General features: G+C 45.1%; 12 protein-coding genes. 6 read left to right on the forward strand and 6 right to left on the reverse strand.

The window, feature by feature from the left end; genetic code table 11:
• Window positions 1–4 precede the first annotated feature (4 nt).
• The 4 genes from tssE to tssH are packed head-to-tail and all read left to right on the forward strand — an operon-like array spanning window position 5 to window position 6112.
• Window positions 5–478, forward strand: a complete 474-nt coding sequence (gene tssE, locus ACJJI8_RS07655) for a type VI secretion system baseplate subunit TssE (RefSeq protein ID WP_444895421.1) — start codon at window positions 5–7, stop codon at window positions 476–478.
• Entirely contained in the window at window positions 478–2307 is a 1830-nt protein-coding gene (gene tssF / locus ACJJI8_RS07660) for a type VI secretion system baseplate subunit TssF (protein ID WP_444934702.1), read from the forward strand. The genes tssE and tssF overlap by 1 nt, the downstream gene beginning before the upstream one ends.
• Complete coding sequence (gene tssG, locus ACJJI8_RS07665; RefSeq protein WP_444934703.1) at window positions 2271–3401, forward strand: type VI secretion system baseplate subunit TssG; 1131 nt, start codon at window positions 2271–2273, stop codon at window positions 3399–3401. The genes tssF and tssG overlap by 37 nt, the downstream gene beginning before the upstream one ends.
• Before the next feature lie 41 nt (window positions 3402–3442).
• Entirely contained in the window at window positions 3443–6112 is a 2670-nt protein-coding gene (gene tssH / locus ACJJI8_RS07670) for a type VI secretion system ATPase TssH (RefSeq protein WP_444934704.1), read from the forward strand.
• 98 nt (window positions 6113–6210) lie between these two features.
• Here the strand turns inward: tssH and ACJJI8_RS07675 are convergent, their stop codons facing one another.
• From ACJJI8_RS07675 to ACJJI8_RS07700, 6 genes are all read right to left on the reverse strand, one after another.
• Window positions 6211–7365, reverse strand: a complete 1155-nt coding sequence (locus tag ACJJI8_RS07675; RefSeq protein ID WP_444911963.1) for a lipase family protein — start codon at window positions 7363–7365, stop codon at window positions 6211–6213.
• A gap of 25 nt (window positions 7366–7390) precedes the next feature.
• Window positions 7391–7873 (reverse strand): DUF6795 domain-containing protein, encoded by a 483-nt coding sequence (locus tag ACJJI8_RS07680; RefSeq protein ID WP_413664123.1) that lies wholly within the window; start codon window positions 7871–7873, stop codon window positions 7391–7393.
• Between the two features lie 605 nt (window positions 7874–8478).
• Window positions 8479–8772 carry a PAAR domain-containing contractile injection system baseplate protein gene (locus tag ACJJI8_RS07685; protein ID WP_444934705.1) on the reverse strand — a complete coding sequence of 98 codons (294 nt, stop codon included), beginning with the start codon at window positions 8770–8772 and terminating at the stop codon, window positions 8479–8481.
• A gap of 3 nt (window positions 8773–8775) precedes the next feature.
• Complete coding sequence (locus ACJJI8_RS07690; RefSeq protein ID WP_413664125.1) at window positions 8776–9354, reverse strand: DUF6931 family protein; 579 nt, start codon at window positions 9352–9354, stop codon at window positions 8776–8778.
• A gap of 13 nt (window positions 9355–9367) precedes the next feature.
• A complete protein-coding gene (locus ACJJI8_RS07695) occupies window positions 9368–11275 on the reverse strand; it encodes a type VI secretion system Vgr family protein (protein ID WP_444934706.1) in 1908 nt (635 codons plus the stop codon).
• Window positions 11276–11439: 164 nt separating this feature from the next.
• Window positions 11440–11928, reverse strand: a complete 489-nt coding sequence (locus ACJJI8_RS07700) for an Hcp family type VI secretion system effector (RefSeq protein ID WP_413664127.1) — start codon at window positions 11926–11928, stop codon at window positions 11440–11442.
• Between the two features lie 589 nt (window positions 11929–12517).
• Between ACJJI8_RS07700 and ACJJI8_RS07705 the strand changes: the two genes are divergently transcribed.
• Window positions 12518–15139, forward strand: coding sequence for a bifunctional serine/threonine-protein kinase/formylglycine-generating enzyme family protein (locus ACJJI8_RS07705; RefSeq protein WP_444934707.1), 2622 nt, complete (start codon window positions 12518–12520; stop codon window positions 15137–15139).
• Between the two features lie 104 nt (window positions 15140–15243).
• Window positions 15244–17181 (forward strand): ShlB/FhaC/HecB family hemolysin secretion/activation protein, encoded by a 1938-nt coding sequence (locus ACJJI8_RS07710; RefSeq protein ID WP_444934708.1) that lies wholly within the window; start codon window positions 15244–15246, stop codon window positions 17179–17181.
• Window positions 17182–17226 lie beyond the last annotated feature (45 nt).

Raw genomic sequence — 17226 nt, forward strand, 5'->3', positions numbered from 1 at the left:
TATTATGGTTAGAGAAAAGCGATTATTGGCCCCGGTATTGGATCGATTATTACAATCATCTAGTAAATTGGATGTACATCAATCCCATCAAGTGTTGAGGCAGTTGCGTGAAGGGGTGCGTCGTGATTTGGAATACTTGTTCAATACAAGATTTAAATGTATTTCCGCACCTTCAACTCATGAAAGTTTAGAGCAGTCAAATATTAACTACGGGTTACCAGACCTATCAACAGTCAATCTTTCCTCTGCCGCTAGCCGAAAACAGTTTTGTCGAGATATTGAAAAAACAATTTTAAATTTTGAGCCCAGAATACGTTCGGTAAAAGTAACCACCCAAGACAAAGTGGATGTCGAAGATCCTAGTATACGCTTTCGTGTTGAAGCTGTATTACATGTAAATCCAGCGTCGGAAGTTATTGTATTTGATTCGGCACTCAACCCAGTTACCCAGCTGGTGGATGTCTCTGAGATTATGTGATGAGTGAAAAATTAATAGATCTCTACGAGCGAGAGCTCGCATTCATTCAGCAAACTTCTGCTGAATTTGCAAAGATGCACCCAGCTGCCGCATCCCGACTTCAGCTGGATGCAGACACAGTTGATGATCCTTTAGTAGGGCGACTGTTGTCCGGCTTCGCTTACATGAATGCTCGGGTGCAGCAAAAGCTGAGTGATGATTTTCCGGAGTTAACCGATGCAATGCTGGAAACTCTGTATCCTCATTATCTTCGTCCAATTCCCTCTTGTGCCATTGTTCAGTTTGAACCGGAAAAGGATTTGGATGCGATAACCCGGGTAGAAACGAAGACTTTACTCGAAAGTGACAGCTTTCAAGGGCAAACCTGCCGCTTTACAACTTGTTATCCAGCAGAAATTTGCCCATTTCAGGCGGTGAGTGCCACCCTGATGCCAAGGCCATTTATCGCTCCGGGCTGTAATGACATTCAGGGCGCTAATGCAGTTTTAAAATTATCCCTTAAAACTTTTAGCCCAAGCATAAAATTTTCTGAGCTAAACCCTGAGAGTCTCCGCTTTTTCCTTCGTGGCCAACCATCTCATATCTATAGTTTATATGACTTGCTACTAAGTAAGTGTGTCAGGTTGGTTGTTGCCAATGGGGAGAGTGATCCAAAGCCAACTTTTCTCTCTCCGGATGAAATATGTCAAGTGGGGCTAAGTCCAGATGAGGGTTTATTGCCATATCCTGATACCGCATTCGTAGGATATCGACTCCTAACTGAATATTTTGCTTTTCCGGAAAAGTTCCTTTTCTTGGATATATTAAATATTGGTGAGGCGTTAAATGAGAGCTTTGACGACACGTTAAATCTGTATTTTTATTTATCCGAAACTCATGAAGAGTTGGAAAAACAGATTTCTCCAAGCATGTTTGCTTTGGGCTGTGCTCCGGTTGTTAATTTATTTAAACAAAGTGCAGATCCTATTCCGCTTAATCACTCGCAGTATAGTTACCATGTGGTCCCTGATGCTCGTAGAAGTGATGGCTTAGAAATATACTCAGTGGATGAAGTTGCGGCAACTAATGGTGATGGAGAGACAACCAGTTACCGGCCTTTCTATGGAATTCGACACAGTCAACATCATGCTGATCAATCTGCCTTTTGGTTTAGTCGTCGCAGAGATGTGATCGAAGGAGAGCATCGGAATGAACAAGCATCTGAGATTGATATAAGCTTAGTCGATCTGGACTTTAACCCGCATAGAATTAGTGATCAGACATTAGATATTAAGTTAACCTGCTGTAATCGAAATCTAGCCAAAAAATTACCTAGTGGTAGCGCCCAGCCTTATTTAGAGGTTGTTGACGGTGATTTGCCAGTTAGCCGAATTAGTTGTGTGGTTTCCCCAACAGCAACTATACGACCGCCTCGACGAGAGCGAGGGTATTGGAGGTTAATTTCTCACCTTAACTTAAATCATCTTTCTCTATCAGGTGCAGAGGGATGTAATGCGTTAAAAGAAATTTTTAGGCTTTATGACTTCCGTGACTCTGCTAGTACGCGTAATTTAATCGAGTCATTATTAAAGCTTAATGCTAAACCGGTTACTGCTCCGATTCAGATTGATCAAAGTGTAGTTTTATGTCGCGGCACAGAAGTTGAGATTGAACTTGATTCCATGATGTTAACAGGAACAAGTCCATTGTTATTTGCTAGCATCATAGAGCGTTTCCTGGGCTTATACTGTTCAATTAATTCATTTACAAAACTGATTGCCACTATGAGTGGTCGAGATGGGGAGTTGAAGCGATGGCCACCTCGCGCCGGCGAAAAAGCTTTACTGTAATTGAGCGTTTACGCCGAGAGCCTTATAACTTTGATTTTTTTCAAGCGGTAAGGCTGGTAGAGCGTGCAGTACATCTGGCAGGTACAGGTTTCAGTAAAGAACCTATAGCGAGCGCTGCCCCTCCGACTAAAGAGCTGATTCGGTTTAGTGCTCAATCTGGGTTGTCTTTTATTAGCTCGGATGTTTTACGTCTAGAGAAGAAAAGCGTTGAACATGAAGAGCCCGATGAAAATGAGACTCATCAGTGGCATATGGAGGTGGGTTTTACAGGGTTAATCGGTAGTCAGGGGGTGATGCCCTATTACCTGACAGAGTTAGTGCAGAGGGAGCTTAGGGAGAACAATACGGCGCTGCGTGATTTTCTGGATATGTTTAGTCACCGAAGTATTTCCCTTTTTTATCAAGCTTGGCATAAATACCAATTGCCTGTGAATTATGAGCGGCAACGCCTGCAGAATTCTCGAGAGCCAGACAAGTTTACCCAGGCTCTTGCGTCCCTTGCAGGGCTTGGTACAAATGAAATGCGCTATCGAATGCCGATACCGGATGAAGCACTAGTTGGAATGGGAGGACACCTTTCCAGTGGACGTTGTTCCGCTACCGCTTTATCCAGCATGATCAAGCATTATTTTGATTTAACGGTAAGTATTGAACAATTCCAGGGACAGTGGGATGAGTTACCGGATGATATCTTATGCCGACTGCCCAGTGCTCAGGTGCCGAAGGGTATTAATAATTGCTTGGGAGTAAATACCATTCTGGGTACGCACTGCTTCCAAGCCCAGAATAAATTTCAGGTAATTATTGAGTCAATGCCTTATGAGCAATTTATGACTATTGCTCCGGGTACGAAAAAGTTGGAATCGCTTAAGGAGTTTATTCGCTTTAGTGCTGGTGTTGAATTGGATTTTGAGTTGTCGGTGACACTTTCAACCAGCCAGGTGGCACCTATCCAGCTAAATAGAAAAGCTGAGAATGAACCTTTACTGGGATGGAATACTCACATGGCTAGTGAACAAGATGGTGAAAGGTTAGTACAAATAACCTTAAGTGCAGACAATATTTCACCTGATGAAGCTTTACCTGCTGCATAAGTAAAATTAACAACATTATTATTTAGGAAAGGATATTCAACGTGATCAATATCGATTTGAAGCGATTGGTTGATACCATGACTCCGCATATGCGTGACTCACTAGAGGGCGCTGCTGGGCTTTGTCTGTCACAGAACCAGTACAATGTTGAATTAGAGCATTGGTTACTGAAACTTTTGGATCAGTCTGATACTGACCTTTACCATCTGTTGGAAAAACACGACTGTAATCCAGCAAATTTTGCCAAGCAGCTGGCTACAGCGATTGCTGGATTTCGGGCCGGCAGCAGCCGTCCACCAGCCCTGTCCCCAACTATCGTAGAAGCAGCGAAGAATGCTTGGATGCTGGCTTCTATTGATTATGGACATAGAGCAATCAGTTCCGGACACTTTTTGGCTGCGCTTTTACTGGAAGAAACTTCTCGTCGCCAGATTTTAGAATCCTGCCCAGAACTGAAAGAGATAGCTCCAGAATCGATTCGCGAAACCGCTCGTGCAATGTTTGGACAAAGTGGAGAGTCTAGCCATATTAGCGCTACGGCGGATATGGATGATGGCGCAGCTGCAGTTGCTGCAGCTGCTTCTAAAGCTCCAGCTTTGGACAAATATACAATCAACCTAACTGAAAGAGCGAAGAAGGGAGAGATTGACCCTGTACTTGGTCGTGATGAGGAAATACGCCAATGTATCGATATCTTAACTCGCCGGCGTCAAAATAATCCGATCCTGACTGGTGAAGCAGGTGTTGGTAAAACTGCCGTCGTTGAAGGCTTTGCTCTTCGAATAGCTAGTGGTGATGTACCTGAGCCATTGCGCGGTGTAGCCGTACGCACGCTTGACTTGGGACTTCTTCAGGCTGGCGCCAGTGTAAAAGGTGAGTTTGAAAACCGCTTGAAGTCTGTAATTTCAGAAGTGCGAGCATCTGCAACGCCAATTATTCTATTTATTGATGAAGCGCATACCATGATTGGCGCGGGCGGTAAAGAGGGGCAGGGGGATGCGGCTAATCTCCTGAAACCTGCACTGGCTCGTGGTGAATTGCGTACTTTAGCTGCCACAACCTGGGCGGAATATAAGAAGTATTTTGAACGCGATCCTGCTTTGACCCGTAGATTCCAGGTAGTAAAAGTGGAAGAGCCTGATGAGAGCAACGCGATTGATATGATGCGTGGTATCGCAACCTCGCTGGAGGAGCACCATAAAGTACGCATTCTGGATGAAGCTATCATAGCTTCGGTCAAGTTATCTCATCGTTATATTCCCGGGCGCCAATTGCCAGATAAGTCTGTTAGCTTACTGGATACGGCCTGCGCGCGCGTCGCTCTTAGCCAGTCTGCTACTCCTGGGGCGATTGAAGATGCTCGTATCAATATTGATCGCACTAATACTACCCTGGCTAAACTTGAGCGTGAAAACGCAGCAATGGGTGAGCATGAGGAGCAACTGGCAGAGCTAAAAGAGTTTAAAGCTTCCGAAGAAAAGCGTTTGGAAGTGCTCGAACAGCAATTGCTTAAAGAAAATGAGCTAATCGGACAGATTCAACAACTCCGCGATCAGATCGATGTAGAGTTTATGAAGGCCCAAGGTGGTGAAGGTGAAAATACACCCGACGAGGCCTTATTAGCCGACTATCAGCAACAGCTCAAAACATTAACTGCGGACTTGGAAGTTATCCAGGGGGATACCCCGTTAATGCAGCCAGCTGTTGATGAACAGGCTATTGCCGCAGTAGTTGCCAACTGGACTGGAATTCCTGTCGGTAAGATGGTTAGCGATGAAATCATTGCTGTGAAGACTTTGGCAGAGCGCCTTAATAAGCGTGTTATTGGCCAACCTCATGCTATTGAGGCTGTATCTCAGGCAATTCGCACTTCTCGAGCAGGCTTGACAGACCCGCGTAAACCGGTGGGTGTGTTTATGTTCTGTGGTACCAGTGGTGTAGGTAAAACAGAGACTGCCCTTGCCTTGGCTGACGAGCTGTTTGGTGGAGAGCAAAATATCACGACCATCAATATGGCTGAATTCAAGGAAGAGCATAAAGTATCTATGCTGTTGGGCTCTCCTCCCGGCTATGTAGGCTACGGAGAGGGCGGAGTTCTTACCGAAGCTGCACGCCGTAAGCCTTATTCAGTAATCTTATTGGATGAGATGGAAAAAGCTCACCCAGGTGTACAGGATGTTTTCTATAACCTGTTTGACAAGGGGACTATTAAAGACGGTGAAGGAAGGGATATCGACTTCAAGAATACCGTAATAATTATGACCTCCAATGCAGGGGAGGATGCAATTAGAGCTATCTTCAATCAGGTAGAAGAAAAGCCCGAGCCGGATGTATTGATGGATAATATCCGCCCACATCTGCTACAAAAATTCAAGCCTGCTTTCCTCGGTCGAGCAAATGTGATTGCTTATTACCCTCTCGATGATGAGAATCTGGTAGAGATTTGCAGAATCAATATGCGTAAGATTGAAAAGCGCGTTCACGAGCATTACGGAGCTTCCTTTAGCTATGACGAGGATGTTTTGATTAACATCGTTGCTCGTTGCCACGAAGCTGATACAGGTGCTCGTAATATTGAAGTTATTCTGAACAAAACATTATTGCCGGAATTGGCTAGTGAATGTTTGGATAAAATGGCGCGCGGTGAAGAAGTGAAAGCAATTAAAGTATCCGCAACGGAAGAAGGGGACTTTAGTTACACTGTAGAATAGAGAATTGTATATAAGCCCGGCAGTGATATTAATAAAAAATCATTGCTGGGCTTGGTACCACTAATAACCATATAGATACAACAGGTCTTAAGAAATAATTACTGGTTTGGTCTTCCTGCCCTCATTACTAAGTCAGAAACAGCGCGGTGCATACGTAGAAATACCATACGAATAAAGGAAACCGTGATATCAGTACCTTCAACAATAGTAAGTCCGATCAGTTGTGCCAGCCTACGGATAAGTCGCAAAATCCAAAAAGAGATATCCTTACTAATCTGGTAAGCTTTGTGTAGAAATATTGCAAGTCTATCTAGAAGTGTAAAGGTTGTCCCGCCGGTCACGATTAAAGAAATTCCTGCAAGATGAGTGATCTTCTTGAGCACCCAAAGCAATGCCTCCCCAGCTATCCATGCCGTATTCATAGTTAGTGAGAGAATACCATCAGATCTTAACCATGCTTCAACACTTTTTTCTAGGCTACCTTTAGGTTTTCTGAGTTTTACATCATTCCAATCCAGACCTGTTCCGTTTGGAGAAACAGACTTTATATAAGTCTTACTGCTATGGTTTGTTCCTGGGTTGAGGCTTGGGGTTGGCAGTTCAAAGTCTCCAGTCCCACCATTTGGAACGTGGATAAATGGCCAAGTAGGCACCATAGGAACAGGATCAGCACGATGATAAACGCGATAAATATTCTCAGCCTTCAGTTTCCTTTTGCAGCCACTGGCAAAGTGATCAAGTCCCACTCGAGGGCTGCCAAATGTATACAGCTTTACAGATTTACCTGTATGTGATGAAAGCCAGTCTGCAGCAAGAGTTGCTAATGCACCACCAAGACTATGTCCAACGCAATGGATCGTATGAATGTCTTTTGGAAGATTTCGAGCAAAGTTTTCCAGTTTAGGTAAAAAAGACTCAAAAGTATAAAAAAAACCTTGATGGACAGCCCCCCCAGTATGAAATCTTTTCACACCAGCATTTAGGTCAGTTAATACATCATATAGGCTATCAGTACCTAGTATGCTTACAAAAGCTTGTCCTTTATATTGTTTTTTTCCCGAAAGTACTATGCCTCTTGTGTCTGTACTTTTTATTAGGACAAGAGCGCCGGCTTCCCCATTGAATTTGCTTGACAATTCTTCATCAATTTCAAAATCATCTTTATAGGCATCAAAGAAAAGTTCCCGGGTATTAGGTTCTTTAACAAGATATGTGTCAGCAGCAAGTTTAGCGCTGTATTTTGGGCTGAGCATAGTGTTGTCATCCTTGTTTCTAAGTTTAGGTAAATTTGCAGGAGGTTTTTAAATATGAATCAAAAACCTCTTCTAGTTGTAATTCGTCTGAAAGTTCACAGGTTAAGTTAAAGGGCTTTCCATCAAGTTCTGAGTTCTCTTCCGGGTGTCTTTTTGCGTATACCCAGATTTTGTAGGAATGATCATTATGCTCAACTGTGATTTTCTGGGCAGACACAAACTCAACTGGCAATACCTGAGTTAAAGAGCTAGCAAATTTGGATGGAAGAATTGCTACTCCATCCTCATCGGATGTAAATGTATCTATCCATTCTTTTTGCCATTGTATGGAGCGTGTGATCTTAGCCCCTGATACAGGCTCGCCATTTAGTGTTAACTTGATTTTCATTTCTGAAAATGTACAAGCTTTAAAGGGGTTGAATGAAGCCATAGCGTTAGTCCCTCCAGGTGATATGGCAATTAATAAAAAAGATATTAAAAATAATTTAAATTTATGTTTCTTTTGCATGGTAAAAACCCTCTGGCCATTTTGGCTAAAGTGATTATTTTCTGGTTGGTTGTAATCTTTACTTATATTTCGGTCCTAGGCTAAGTTCTTTAATAAAGAGTCATCGAAAATATATTGTTAATGAAAATTTATTGTGTGAAATATTTTAATTAGTGATCCGTAGGTTATATAAACATATTGTTTATATTTGATTGGTAATTCTGTGCTATTTTTAGCTGAATAAAGTTGTTTAATGTTTCCGGTTCTTAGGTAGGTTTTCCTAAGCCTATGCAAGACATGCGTTAATGTACGAGTAACGATTTTTGGATTTAAAATAATTGTGCTAGATAGCTAGCTTTACCATTGCGGTCGGCTAAATATCCTAATAAAAGAGGGCGTCACTTTTAGTACACAGAAATATTGTCTTGTGTACTAGGGCCTATATTTTAAGCCGTTATCTTTATTCAGCAGATATGGTGTGGCAGAGAGATGCCCACTCGATAAGAGTGGACTTGTGTGAGTACTCTTAAGCATAGATATGGGATGATCTTAATTGGATAACACCAGTTTCCAATTTTATCTATGCCGACACACCGTACTTAGTTAGTACGCGGGATGGCCCTATTTTATCCGCCTATCAATACTGTAGGGCAACCAATAACTATTTTTCCACCATGCCCTGTGGTGTCTCCCATTCTTGCTGCAGGTTTCTTTTGCAGCATTACCGTTGTACTTCCCATGGCGACCGTATCGGGCGGTCCAACACAGGTACAAGTGCTACCTACGGTTGCTGAAGGTATCCCACCGATGATAACGGTGGGTGCTCCTGGGCTTACTACTGGGCCACCCACATGAGGTACTGTGCCGGTGACCATTGGGCATACATGCATATCACCAATACGGGAAGCTGGCTTACCCATAGTTTATCCCTCAACCCTACCGTTTCCGCCTCGTGCTAGATCGAGACCTTGCTCCATATAGCGCATGAACCTTTTATTTGGATCGACTGGGTCAGATAGCACGGCAGCAAGGGTAACACTGCCTGCGACTGCATGAGCATAAAGGTGTTCTGGCGGCTCTACTACCGGCTCACCTTCGGCTGCTAAGCTCCCATGACACCAACTCGCTGCCGTAGCTGCCCAGCTCGCTGGAGTTTTATGTTTTGTTTTATCGCCGAATAGTTTGCAGCGTAAGCGGGCTTCCTCACTGGGCTTTTTTGCCCAAGTCTCAGCTGCATTAAGCGCATTCACATTGTCATCGTCAGTTTGAGGGCCTTGGATATCTCGGGCCGCGAGGCAAGCCCACCACACGGCTTCCCGCTTTGGTAGGCCATGAGCAAGCAACTTGATCGCGTCTGGAAATAGGCCTGCTTCCACAAGGCGGTTTATGCTGACTTCTGGTGCTGTATCCGGTACCAGATGATCTTCTGCCTCGTCACTAACTTCAAAATTCTTAAGTAGCTCATCTGCGGTGAGAGCTTCTACTTTAATGAGGTCTGTCATTGATATATCCCCATCAGTTAATCATGGTTACGCCGCCTTTCAGGGTCAGCATTCCGCCACCTTTAACTTCTGCAGTAGCGTCGCCCTTACAGGAAAGCATTGTTCCTTTGATGGTGATACCAGCTGGAGTCAGTTTAATACTGCTACCGCCGACTTTTAATTCAATGGATGCTTTGGAGGAAATCTTAATTGCGCCCATTGCATCAGTAGTTTGAGAACCCTTACTGACCTTGAGTGTGTGATTTCCTGACCCGATAGTGACAACTTGATTACCTTTACTGACATTGAGTTTCTGATCACCTTTTGAGATGGTGACAACTTCACTGCCGTCGGTAACCGTAATAGTCCGGTCTTGTTTAACCTCAAGGGTTTGTTTGTTTTCTATCTTCCCTGTTTGATCATTATGGACGACAAAGTTATGGTCTTTGCCGGCTTCCATATAAAGCTCTTCGCTTCCGCCTTTATCATCAAACCGAAGTTCGTTAAAGGCGCTACCTTCATATTCAGTTTTCCAGCCACTTTGTGTCGCAGTGTAATTGGGGCCCGGATTATCACCGTTATACACGGCTCCGGTTATCAGCGGTCTATCCGGATCACCATTAATATAAGTAACAATAACTTCTTGATTGACTCTGGGGACAAAGTTTGCACCCCAGTTTTTTCCGGCAAATGACTGCATCACCCGTACCCAACAGCTGTTCTGTTGCGAATTCCATGGGAATTTCACTTTGATTTGGGTGTAGGGGTCTTGTGAACTGTCAGAAGTGGTGGCCTTAACTTCAAGAACGCGTGCGACTTGCGGAGAGTGTACCTTCTTCGCAAAAATATTTGGCTCAGGTCTTGGAGTTACTGATGATGGGATGCAACTGAAAGTATTGTGGAAATGTGTTTCCGCACTATTGCCGTCTGTAGCAGAGATATGTACGGAAGTAATCAGGTACTTCCCTTTTTCTGACGATAATGTGTGGTCAAAATTAAAGCGGCCGCCAGCTGTGAATGAGGGGCAGTCACTGCGCCCATGGCTCATATCAAATAAAGCTTCTTGCGCTTCCATTGAACGCTCGGCGAGAGCCTTATGGTAGCTATCTGTGAATTTGTGCTTATTTTCACCGTCAGCCTGGAAATGGTTTAGCCCATAAAGGCCGCGCATGTAATTACTGACATCATTCAGTTGGCTGGTAGTTTTAACTTGCTGTTTATTATCTTTTGTTGCGGTGAACTCACAATAATCTTTCAGTTCAAATCCGCCACCATGATAATTGAAATTTCGCTGCCAGCTACTTACAGTATTTTTTGTCGGATGACTGCCGCTCCCATCGTACTCTATCTGTTCGCTTTCACAGTCATAGAAGTCCTGGCTATCATCACAAAGTACAAGTTCGTGTTGCCCATTTGAGTGCTTGAAGTAATAGGAGATACCTTCTTCAGCCATAAGGCGATTGATGAATTCAAAATCGCTTTCATCAAACTGCACGCAATATTCACGAGTTATGTATTCAGCATTTAATTTAACGCTTAGCTTTATAACTTTGCTGTACTCGCCCAAAACTTCTTCAAGAATCTGTTTAGCAGATTTCTTTTCAAAAATTCTGTTGGAGCCCCCGAGGCTGGTAAACCAAAGGCCAGGTTGAATTGTGGCGCTATAACTTCGCACTCCCTCAGCGTTAACATCGCGCAGAGACAGTTGAGTAACGTAACCATTGATATAGCGAGGAGTTTCTGAGTGGTGTACAGAAACGGTAACAGCTTTGCCGACGATATCTTTCTGGCTAATTGCATGGTCATCGGATAGGAGCTGAAGTTCAAAGCGGAAGAGTTTGGATATGTGCTCTTCGCCTTGCAGGCTGGTAGCGATTACCGCATCCGTGCCGAGCGGGCTGTCGACTTTAATCAGTCTTCTATCTTGATTTAATGTAGTCATGGGCAGCCCCTACTATCCCTACGGTGCCTTGGAGAATAGTACTAGTTATTATACATTCAGTTATTTAGCTGAAAACTCAATAAGCGCTCAGCTAAATAACTGCTAAATAATGGTCTGCAGAATTTCCTGCAGACCATTGTATATGCAGATCAGATTCTGCTGGCTTACAGCGGCTTGGCTGTTTCCAGGTCGTATCCAACACGCATATTTTTGGGGTTCTTGTTGGTCTTGTCTGCGTGGTTGAGGTCCGCTTCGATTTTAGCGTAGCTCAGGGATACAGACTCAGCCGGAGCGCCACCAGCGGAAGCACCGATGCTGTAGGAGGAAATCAGGGTGTTTTCCAGTTTGTAAACAGCGTACTTCTCTACAGAGTTAGCACCGGTTTGTACTACGTGGATCTCAACGGTAACACCTTCGTCACCGGTTACAGAAGATTTGAACAGACCGCCGGAAGCAGCGTCGATGCGCTTGGTGAAGCTTACTTCGCTCAGGCTTGGGCGAGAAGCTTCGCGGTTTGACATGGCGCCAGCTTCCATGGTAATGCCGCGGCCAACACCGAAGTTGAAGCTGTCAATTTCGATCCAGTCCTCGTAGCCGGAAGCAGTAACATTGCCTTTGATGGCTTTGTTGTTGTAGTTCATGTAGATAGCCATGGGATGTCCCTCATTAGTTGGCGTGTGATGTTGGTGGTTAATCCCTTACCACCGCGATTCGCAGTAGTTCAGGTGGTCGTCGCGGTGGCAACTGTGATGATTTAAACAAAGAGAAAGCTAAAAACAAACTAATTTTCGAGTTATTTAATCGACTCTGGCACTAATTTCGAGAGGCAATTTTATGCTGTTACGATTTATGCCCGTTTGCCCTAATTGACTCTGACACTAATTTAATATCGCTAAAAAGTAACAAACCTCTAATGGGGATAAATAAGTGGTTTGAGTCATGGATATTGATTGACAGTCAAATATCTATTTGAAAGCATTTACTGGTATTTTTTTGATAAGCTTGCTTTGTAATAATATGTAATTCAGCCATATAGCGAAGTGATACTCAGTGTTTTCGGGGGCTGGATCAAAATAATAGTTTGATGGCGTGTTAAGGCAAATTTATTTGAATATTGATTCATTGTTGCCACATAGGCTGTTCGATATACTTCGCACCCTACTTTATTGCCTTGCCCATTAGATCAATAACAAAGTTTTTGCGGATTTGGATGTGTCGTAATGGTTTCCCATGGAGGCGGAATTGAACGATAAGACGCGTATTGTTCGGCCGAGTGACACTCCGCCGGGCTCAGGCCAATCAACCAGCGGGCTGACAGAAGATGGTGATATCACCGTTGTTGTGCAGCAGGATAAGACTGGAGCAAATGATCACCCCCCGGTTAAAGGTGCCCAACCGGTAATCCCTTCGGCTGCTGCCAGCTTTAGCTCAGATGCTACTGTCTTTGCGCCTTCCCCTAATTCTAATCGGATGGGAAGTGGGGCTGGGGCCAATGAAGTTTTGGGTGGGGTTTCTGCCGATTCGGCAGTAATACCTGAACCCTTTGAAGCTTCCGGCTCAAATGCAGTGACCAAAACTGTAATCAAAGGTCGATTTGAGCTTGACAAACTCCTGGGTGTTGGGGGAATGGGGGCAGTTTACAAAGCCCTTGACCGCCGTAAATTAGAAGCCAGTGACAGCGAGCCCTATGTCGCTATCAAGCTGCTTAATGATGATTTCCAAAAGCACCCCGATGCTTTTATTTCTCTCCAGCGGGAAGCGCGCAAGTCACAAACGCTTGCTCACCCTAATATCGTAACGGTTTACGATTTTGACCGCGATGGAGATCGCGTATTTATGACAATGGAGTTCCTTGAGGGTGCTCCATTGGACAAGTTGTTGCGCGATCATGCCGATGTTGGGTTGGAGCCCGAGCGTGCCCGCTCGGTATTTTGGGATATCTCCCAGGCCCTGATATATGCCCACTCCCATAAAATTGTTCACTCGGACTTTAAGCCAGGCAATATCTTTGTAACCAATAAAAAAGGTGCAAAAGTATTTGACTTCGGTATTGCCCGAGCTGTTTCTGAAGGGGGAATTGCAAATAAAGCTGGCGAAACGACAGTATTTGACGCTGGCACTCTTGGAGCCCTAACTCCGGCATATGCGAGCCTTGAGATGCTCAAGGGAGCCGAACCGGCACCGAGTGATGATGTATTTGCGTTAGGTTGTGTTGCCTACGAGCTCTTCTGCGGGCGCCACCCTTATGACAAGACACCTGCCGATAAAGCCATGGAGCAGGGCCTACGGCCCAAGCGAATCAAAGGGCTTAATCGCAGGCAGTGGCGCGCACTTGAGTCAGCGCTTGAGCTAAAACGAGAAAACCGCACTAGTACTGTAGAAAAGTTTGTACAGGCGTTCTTTGTCAGCCATACCTGGAAGTGGGTACTAGGCAGTGCGTTTGTCATTTTGTTGGGCGGTGCTGTAGTGGGCTATGGACACCTTCAGCAGCAAAATGCTGTAGAGCAAGAGCGAGTCAGAATCGAGCTCGAGCGCAAGCACGAACAGGAGCTATTGGCCAGGCGTATTGCTGATAAGAAAGAGGCTATCACCCGGTTGATTGGCCTGAGTATTTTGACTCCAGCCTGGGAGCGAGATCTTCAACTGGAGTTGGAGGAGTATTCTGAGCTGAACCCTGCGGATAAAGAGTTCTTGGATGCCTCCCGTCGCCAGGTATCAGAGCTTTTCCTGGCTGCTGCAACCGGTCAGTTAAACCTGGGTAACCTCGATCAGGCCGATGTCATGCTGGCGGGGGTTGCCAACTGGTATGGTGAGTCTAAAGAAGCTGAGGCTATCAAAACTCAGCTGGCGAATGATAGAGAGAACCTGCGCGCTCGCCTTGAAGCGGAGCGGATCGCTGAAGAGCGTGAAGCCGAGCGTATCCGCCTGGCGGAAGAGCGGGCGGAGCGTCGCCGCCTGGCTGCGCAAAAGCAACAGCAGATTGATGCTGTGCTCGATGATATGGAAGTAGCACTCACCTGCAGCTTTTCCATGAGTGCCACTGCGATAGGTTCACAGTTGTCCAGCCTGGCAAAGCTGGACAGTGCAAAAGCCTTGAAGATCCGCCCAGTGGTGGGCGAAGAGCTGGTAAATTGCGCATCCAATCTTGGAACCAAGGATCCGATTCAGACGGAAGCCCTGGTTGATCAATTCAGGGCTCTACTGCCCGCATACCAACCATTGAAAGACTTTAAGCTGGATTTTTGTGGGCACCTGGTTCCAGGCAGCGGTCGGCGTGGTGATCGCTACACCTGTCGTGACCGTCTTGCGGATGGCAGCAAGGGGCCGGCAATGGTGGTGATTAAAGGTTTGAGTGGCAGGCCACTGGCTGTGGGTAAATATGAGGTGAGCAGTACTGAGTTGGCTCAATTCTGCCGCATTGCTGGTCAGTGCGGAGAGCAGACTCCAGAAACAACGGACTTGCCGGTAAATAACTTATCCCTGGCAACTGCAGAGGCTTATTTAAGTTGGCTCAGTGATGAGACCGGCTACCGCTACCGCCTACCTTCTGAGCAGGAGTGGTTTGCTGCTGCAAGTGCCAGGGGGGAAGACGAAGTAGCGGATCGAAACTGTCATTTGAAGTATGGCGGTATTGAAAAAGGTGCTGAGTTAGTACCTGCCCGAGCTGGCTCCTCTAACGGATTTGGGTTACTTAATGCTGTAGGTAATGTCCAGGAGTGGGGATTAGGCACAGAGGGCGAGTTGCTCGCTTTGGGAGGTAGCCGCATTGATCCAATGAGCCGTTGTCTGGCAACAACCAAGAAGCTTCATAATGGCCAGCCCGATGAGTTTACCGGTTTCCGTGTCGTTAGAGATGTTAACTAGATTAAACAATTACCAGCGAATATCGATACGATAGTTGAGTTGGTTAGATTAAAGATTAAGAGATTAAAACTGGGGGAAATATGCTTGGGCTAGGAAAAAGTAAGTTGGCATTATTTATAGGTGCTGGCTTTCTTGTATCGCAAGTGCCGGCTTTTGCCCAGGAAGATGGATCTAATTTTCGCAACCGAGTGCGGGAAGCCTTTAATCAGGATACATCTACTATTAATGAAGTGGATGTAACCCAAGACTTTCTTCAGCGTACTTATGAATCTGAAGACCCCAACTTAAATACAGAAATTCCTGAAATCTCCCAGAGAAATCAGGGGCCGCGGATTACTGTAAAAGAATTTAAGTTTCATCGTTTAGAAGAATATCCCGAATTTGGTATTTCCCGAGAAACCGTAGAGGAAATGGCAGAGGAACTACGGGCTAAATTCATGAAAGAGGATCAAATCCTCGCTAGCGGTTATACCGTAGACAACCTGGAAGAGCTGGCAATATTGCTGGGTAATATGAATGCTCAATTTAATCCTGGTGGCTTGGGGCCTGCTGAGCTTAAGAAGCTGGTAAGTGTAATTGAAAAACAAAATAAAGAGAGGGGCTTAAGTTATGGCGATCTCGAAGAGATTGCTGCTGAACTGACAAGCTTCTATCGTCGGCAAGGGCTGTTTTTGGCCCAAGTGCAAATTCCCGCTCAAGATGTGGAAAATGGAGTGGTCACTCTTACGGTACAAGAGGGGCTTCTAGGGCAGGTTGTTGCCGAAGATAACGAAGAGTACACAGACGAAAAGCTGGCAGAGCCCTTTGAAGACCAGCGTGGCCATCTGGTAAATCATGAGAATATCGAGGAAGGGTTATATTTACTTAATGACCTGCCAGGATTAAACGTTACCGGCTACTTTAGTGCGGGTGACAACCCTGGTGAAACCAAGCTTAATTTAAAAGTTCGTGAGTCGGATTCCTGGCGCGCTTCATTTAGGGCCGATAATCACGGTTCTCTCTATACCGGTAGTGAAAGGGTTTATGCGACTGTTGACTGGTTGAACCCCCTAGGGATCGGTGATGCTTTAACTTTAGGGTACTTAAAGTCAAACCCAGGGTCTAACAGCTATTATGGCTCTGATCTCGGGCAGTTCAGATACAGCTTCCCTCTGTTCGGCCCTCGCACCCGCCTGGAAATATCGGCAGATCACAATGACTTTAATCTTTTTGATGAAGAAGATGAAGGTAACGTAATTAACTTGCTTGAAATTTCAGGTGTGAACAAAAGTTATGCGCTGTCTTTAGATCATAAGTTTCGACGCTCTAGGGATTTTAACTTCACCGGATCCTTCGGTCTGACAGAAAAGAAATCAGATCTTGAGGGTATTATTGAGTTTACCAGTGACCACGTTTATGGCGGGGAAGTTGGCATCTATATGGATAGCCTTTCTAATGGCTTCCTTTCAATGCTGAATATAGTAAGTGCTACCGCACAGTACGGTGAGCATCAAAATACGGTTGAACCGGGAAGGGGAGATGACTTCAATAAGCTGGCCATTAACACCAGTTCTCTCATCTTCCTGCCTATGCCTTTTACCGATGACCACTCAAGGCTGATAGTAAAAGGAAGAGCCCAATATAGTGAGAGCAACCTGCCTGGATTTGAGCAATTGTCACTGGGTGGAGCCAGTGGTGTGCGTGCTTTCTCCGCAAGAGATTTTTCTGCAGATATGGGTGCAGTTGTTTCCGCAGAGTGGTATGTAAACTTCCCTGAATTTATGAACCCCATCCTGTTTAATCAGCGTTTAAATGACATTTTCCAAGTAGCACTGATTGCCGATGTTGGATATGGCTATGTGAATAACTATGAGGATACCGTGGAGGATGACTGGGCTCGATTCTCCGGTGGCGGAATGCTGTTTAAGATGAATTGGAGTGACAGTTTCTCGAGTAAAGTCTCTGTTGCTTGGCCAATTATGTCTAGCTCCTCGATAGTAAATACTGGAGTTGGTGAAGACGAGCCCACCGTCTACGCTGACTTTTCGATTTTTTATAACTGAATAATTACTGTTTCCTGAATACTTAAAAGTAGCAAGGTTCCTCTT

It is taken from the genome of Microbulbifer maximicatervae (SeqCode), from assembly GCF_052467695.1.

Coding starts and splice junctions, on each gene's coding strand:
- ACJJI8_RS07675 (WP_444911963.1), bottom strand. CDS start 7,365: ATGCTCAGCCCAAAATACAGCGCTAAACTTGCTGCTGACACATATCTT.
- ACJJI8_RS07685 (WP_444934705.1), bottom strand. CDS start 8,772: ATGGGTAAGCCAGCTTCCCGTATTGGTGATATGCATGTATGCCCAATG.
- ACJJI8_RS07695 (WP_444934706.1), bottom strand. CDS start 11,275: ATGACTACATTAAATCAAGATAGAAGACTGATTAAAGTCGACAGCCCG.
- ACJJI8_RS07700 (WP_413664127.1), bottom strand. CDS start 11,928: ATGGCTATCTACATGAACTACAACAACAAAGCCATCAAAGGCAATGTT.
- ACJJI8_RS07680 (WP_413664123.1), bottom strand. CDS start 7,873: ATGCAAAAGAAACATAAATTTAAATTATTTTTAATATCTTTTTTATTA.
- tssE (WP_444895421.1), top strand. CDS start 5: ATGGTTAGAGAAAAGCGATTATTGGCCCCGGTATTGGATCGATTATTA.
- ACJJI8_RS07690 (WP_413664125.1), bottom strand. CDS start 9,354: ATGACAGACCTCATTAAAGTAGAAGCTCTCACCGCAGATGAGCTACTT.
- tssG (WP_444934703.1), top strand. CDS start 2,271: ATGGCCACCTCGCGCCGGCGAAAAAGCTTTACTGTAATTGAGCGTTTA.
- tssF (WP_444934702.1), top strand. CDS start 478: ATGAGTGAAAAATTAATAGATCTCTACGAGCGAGAGCTCGCATTCATT.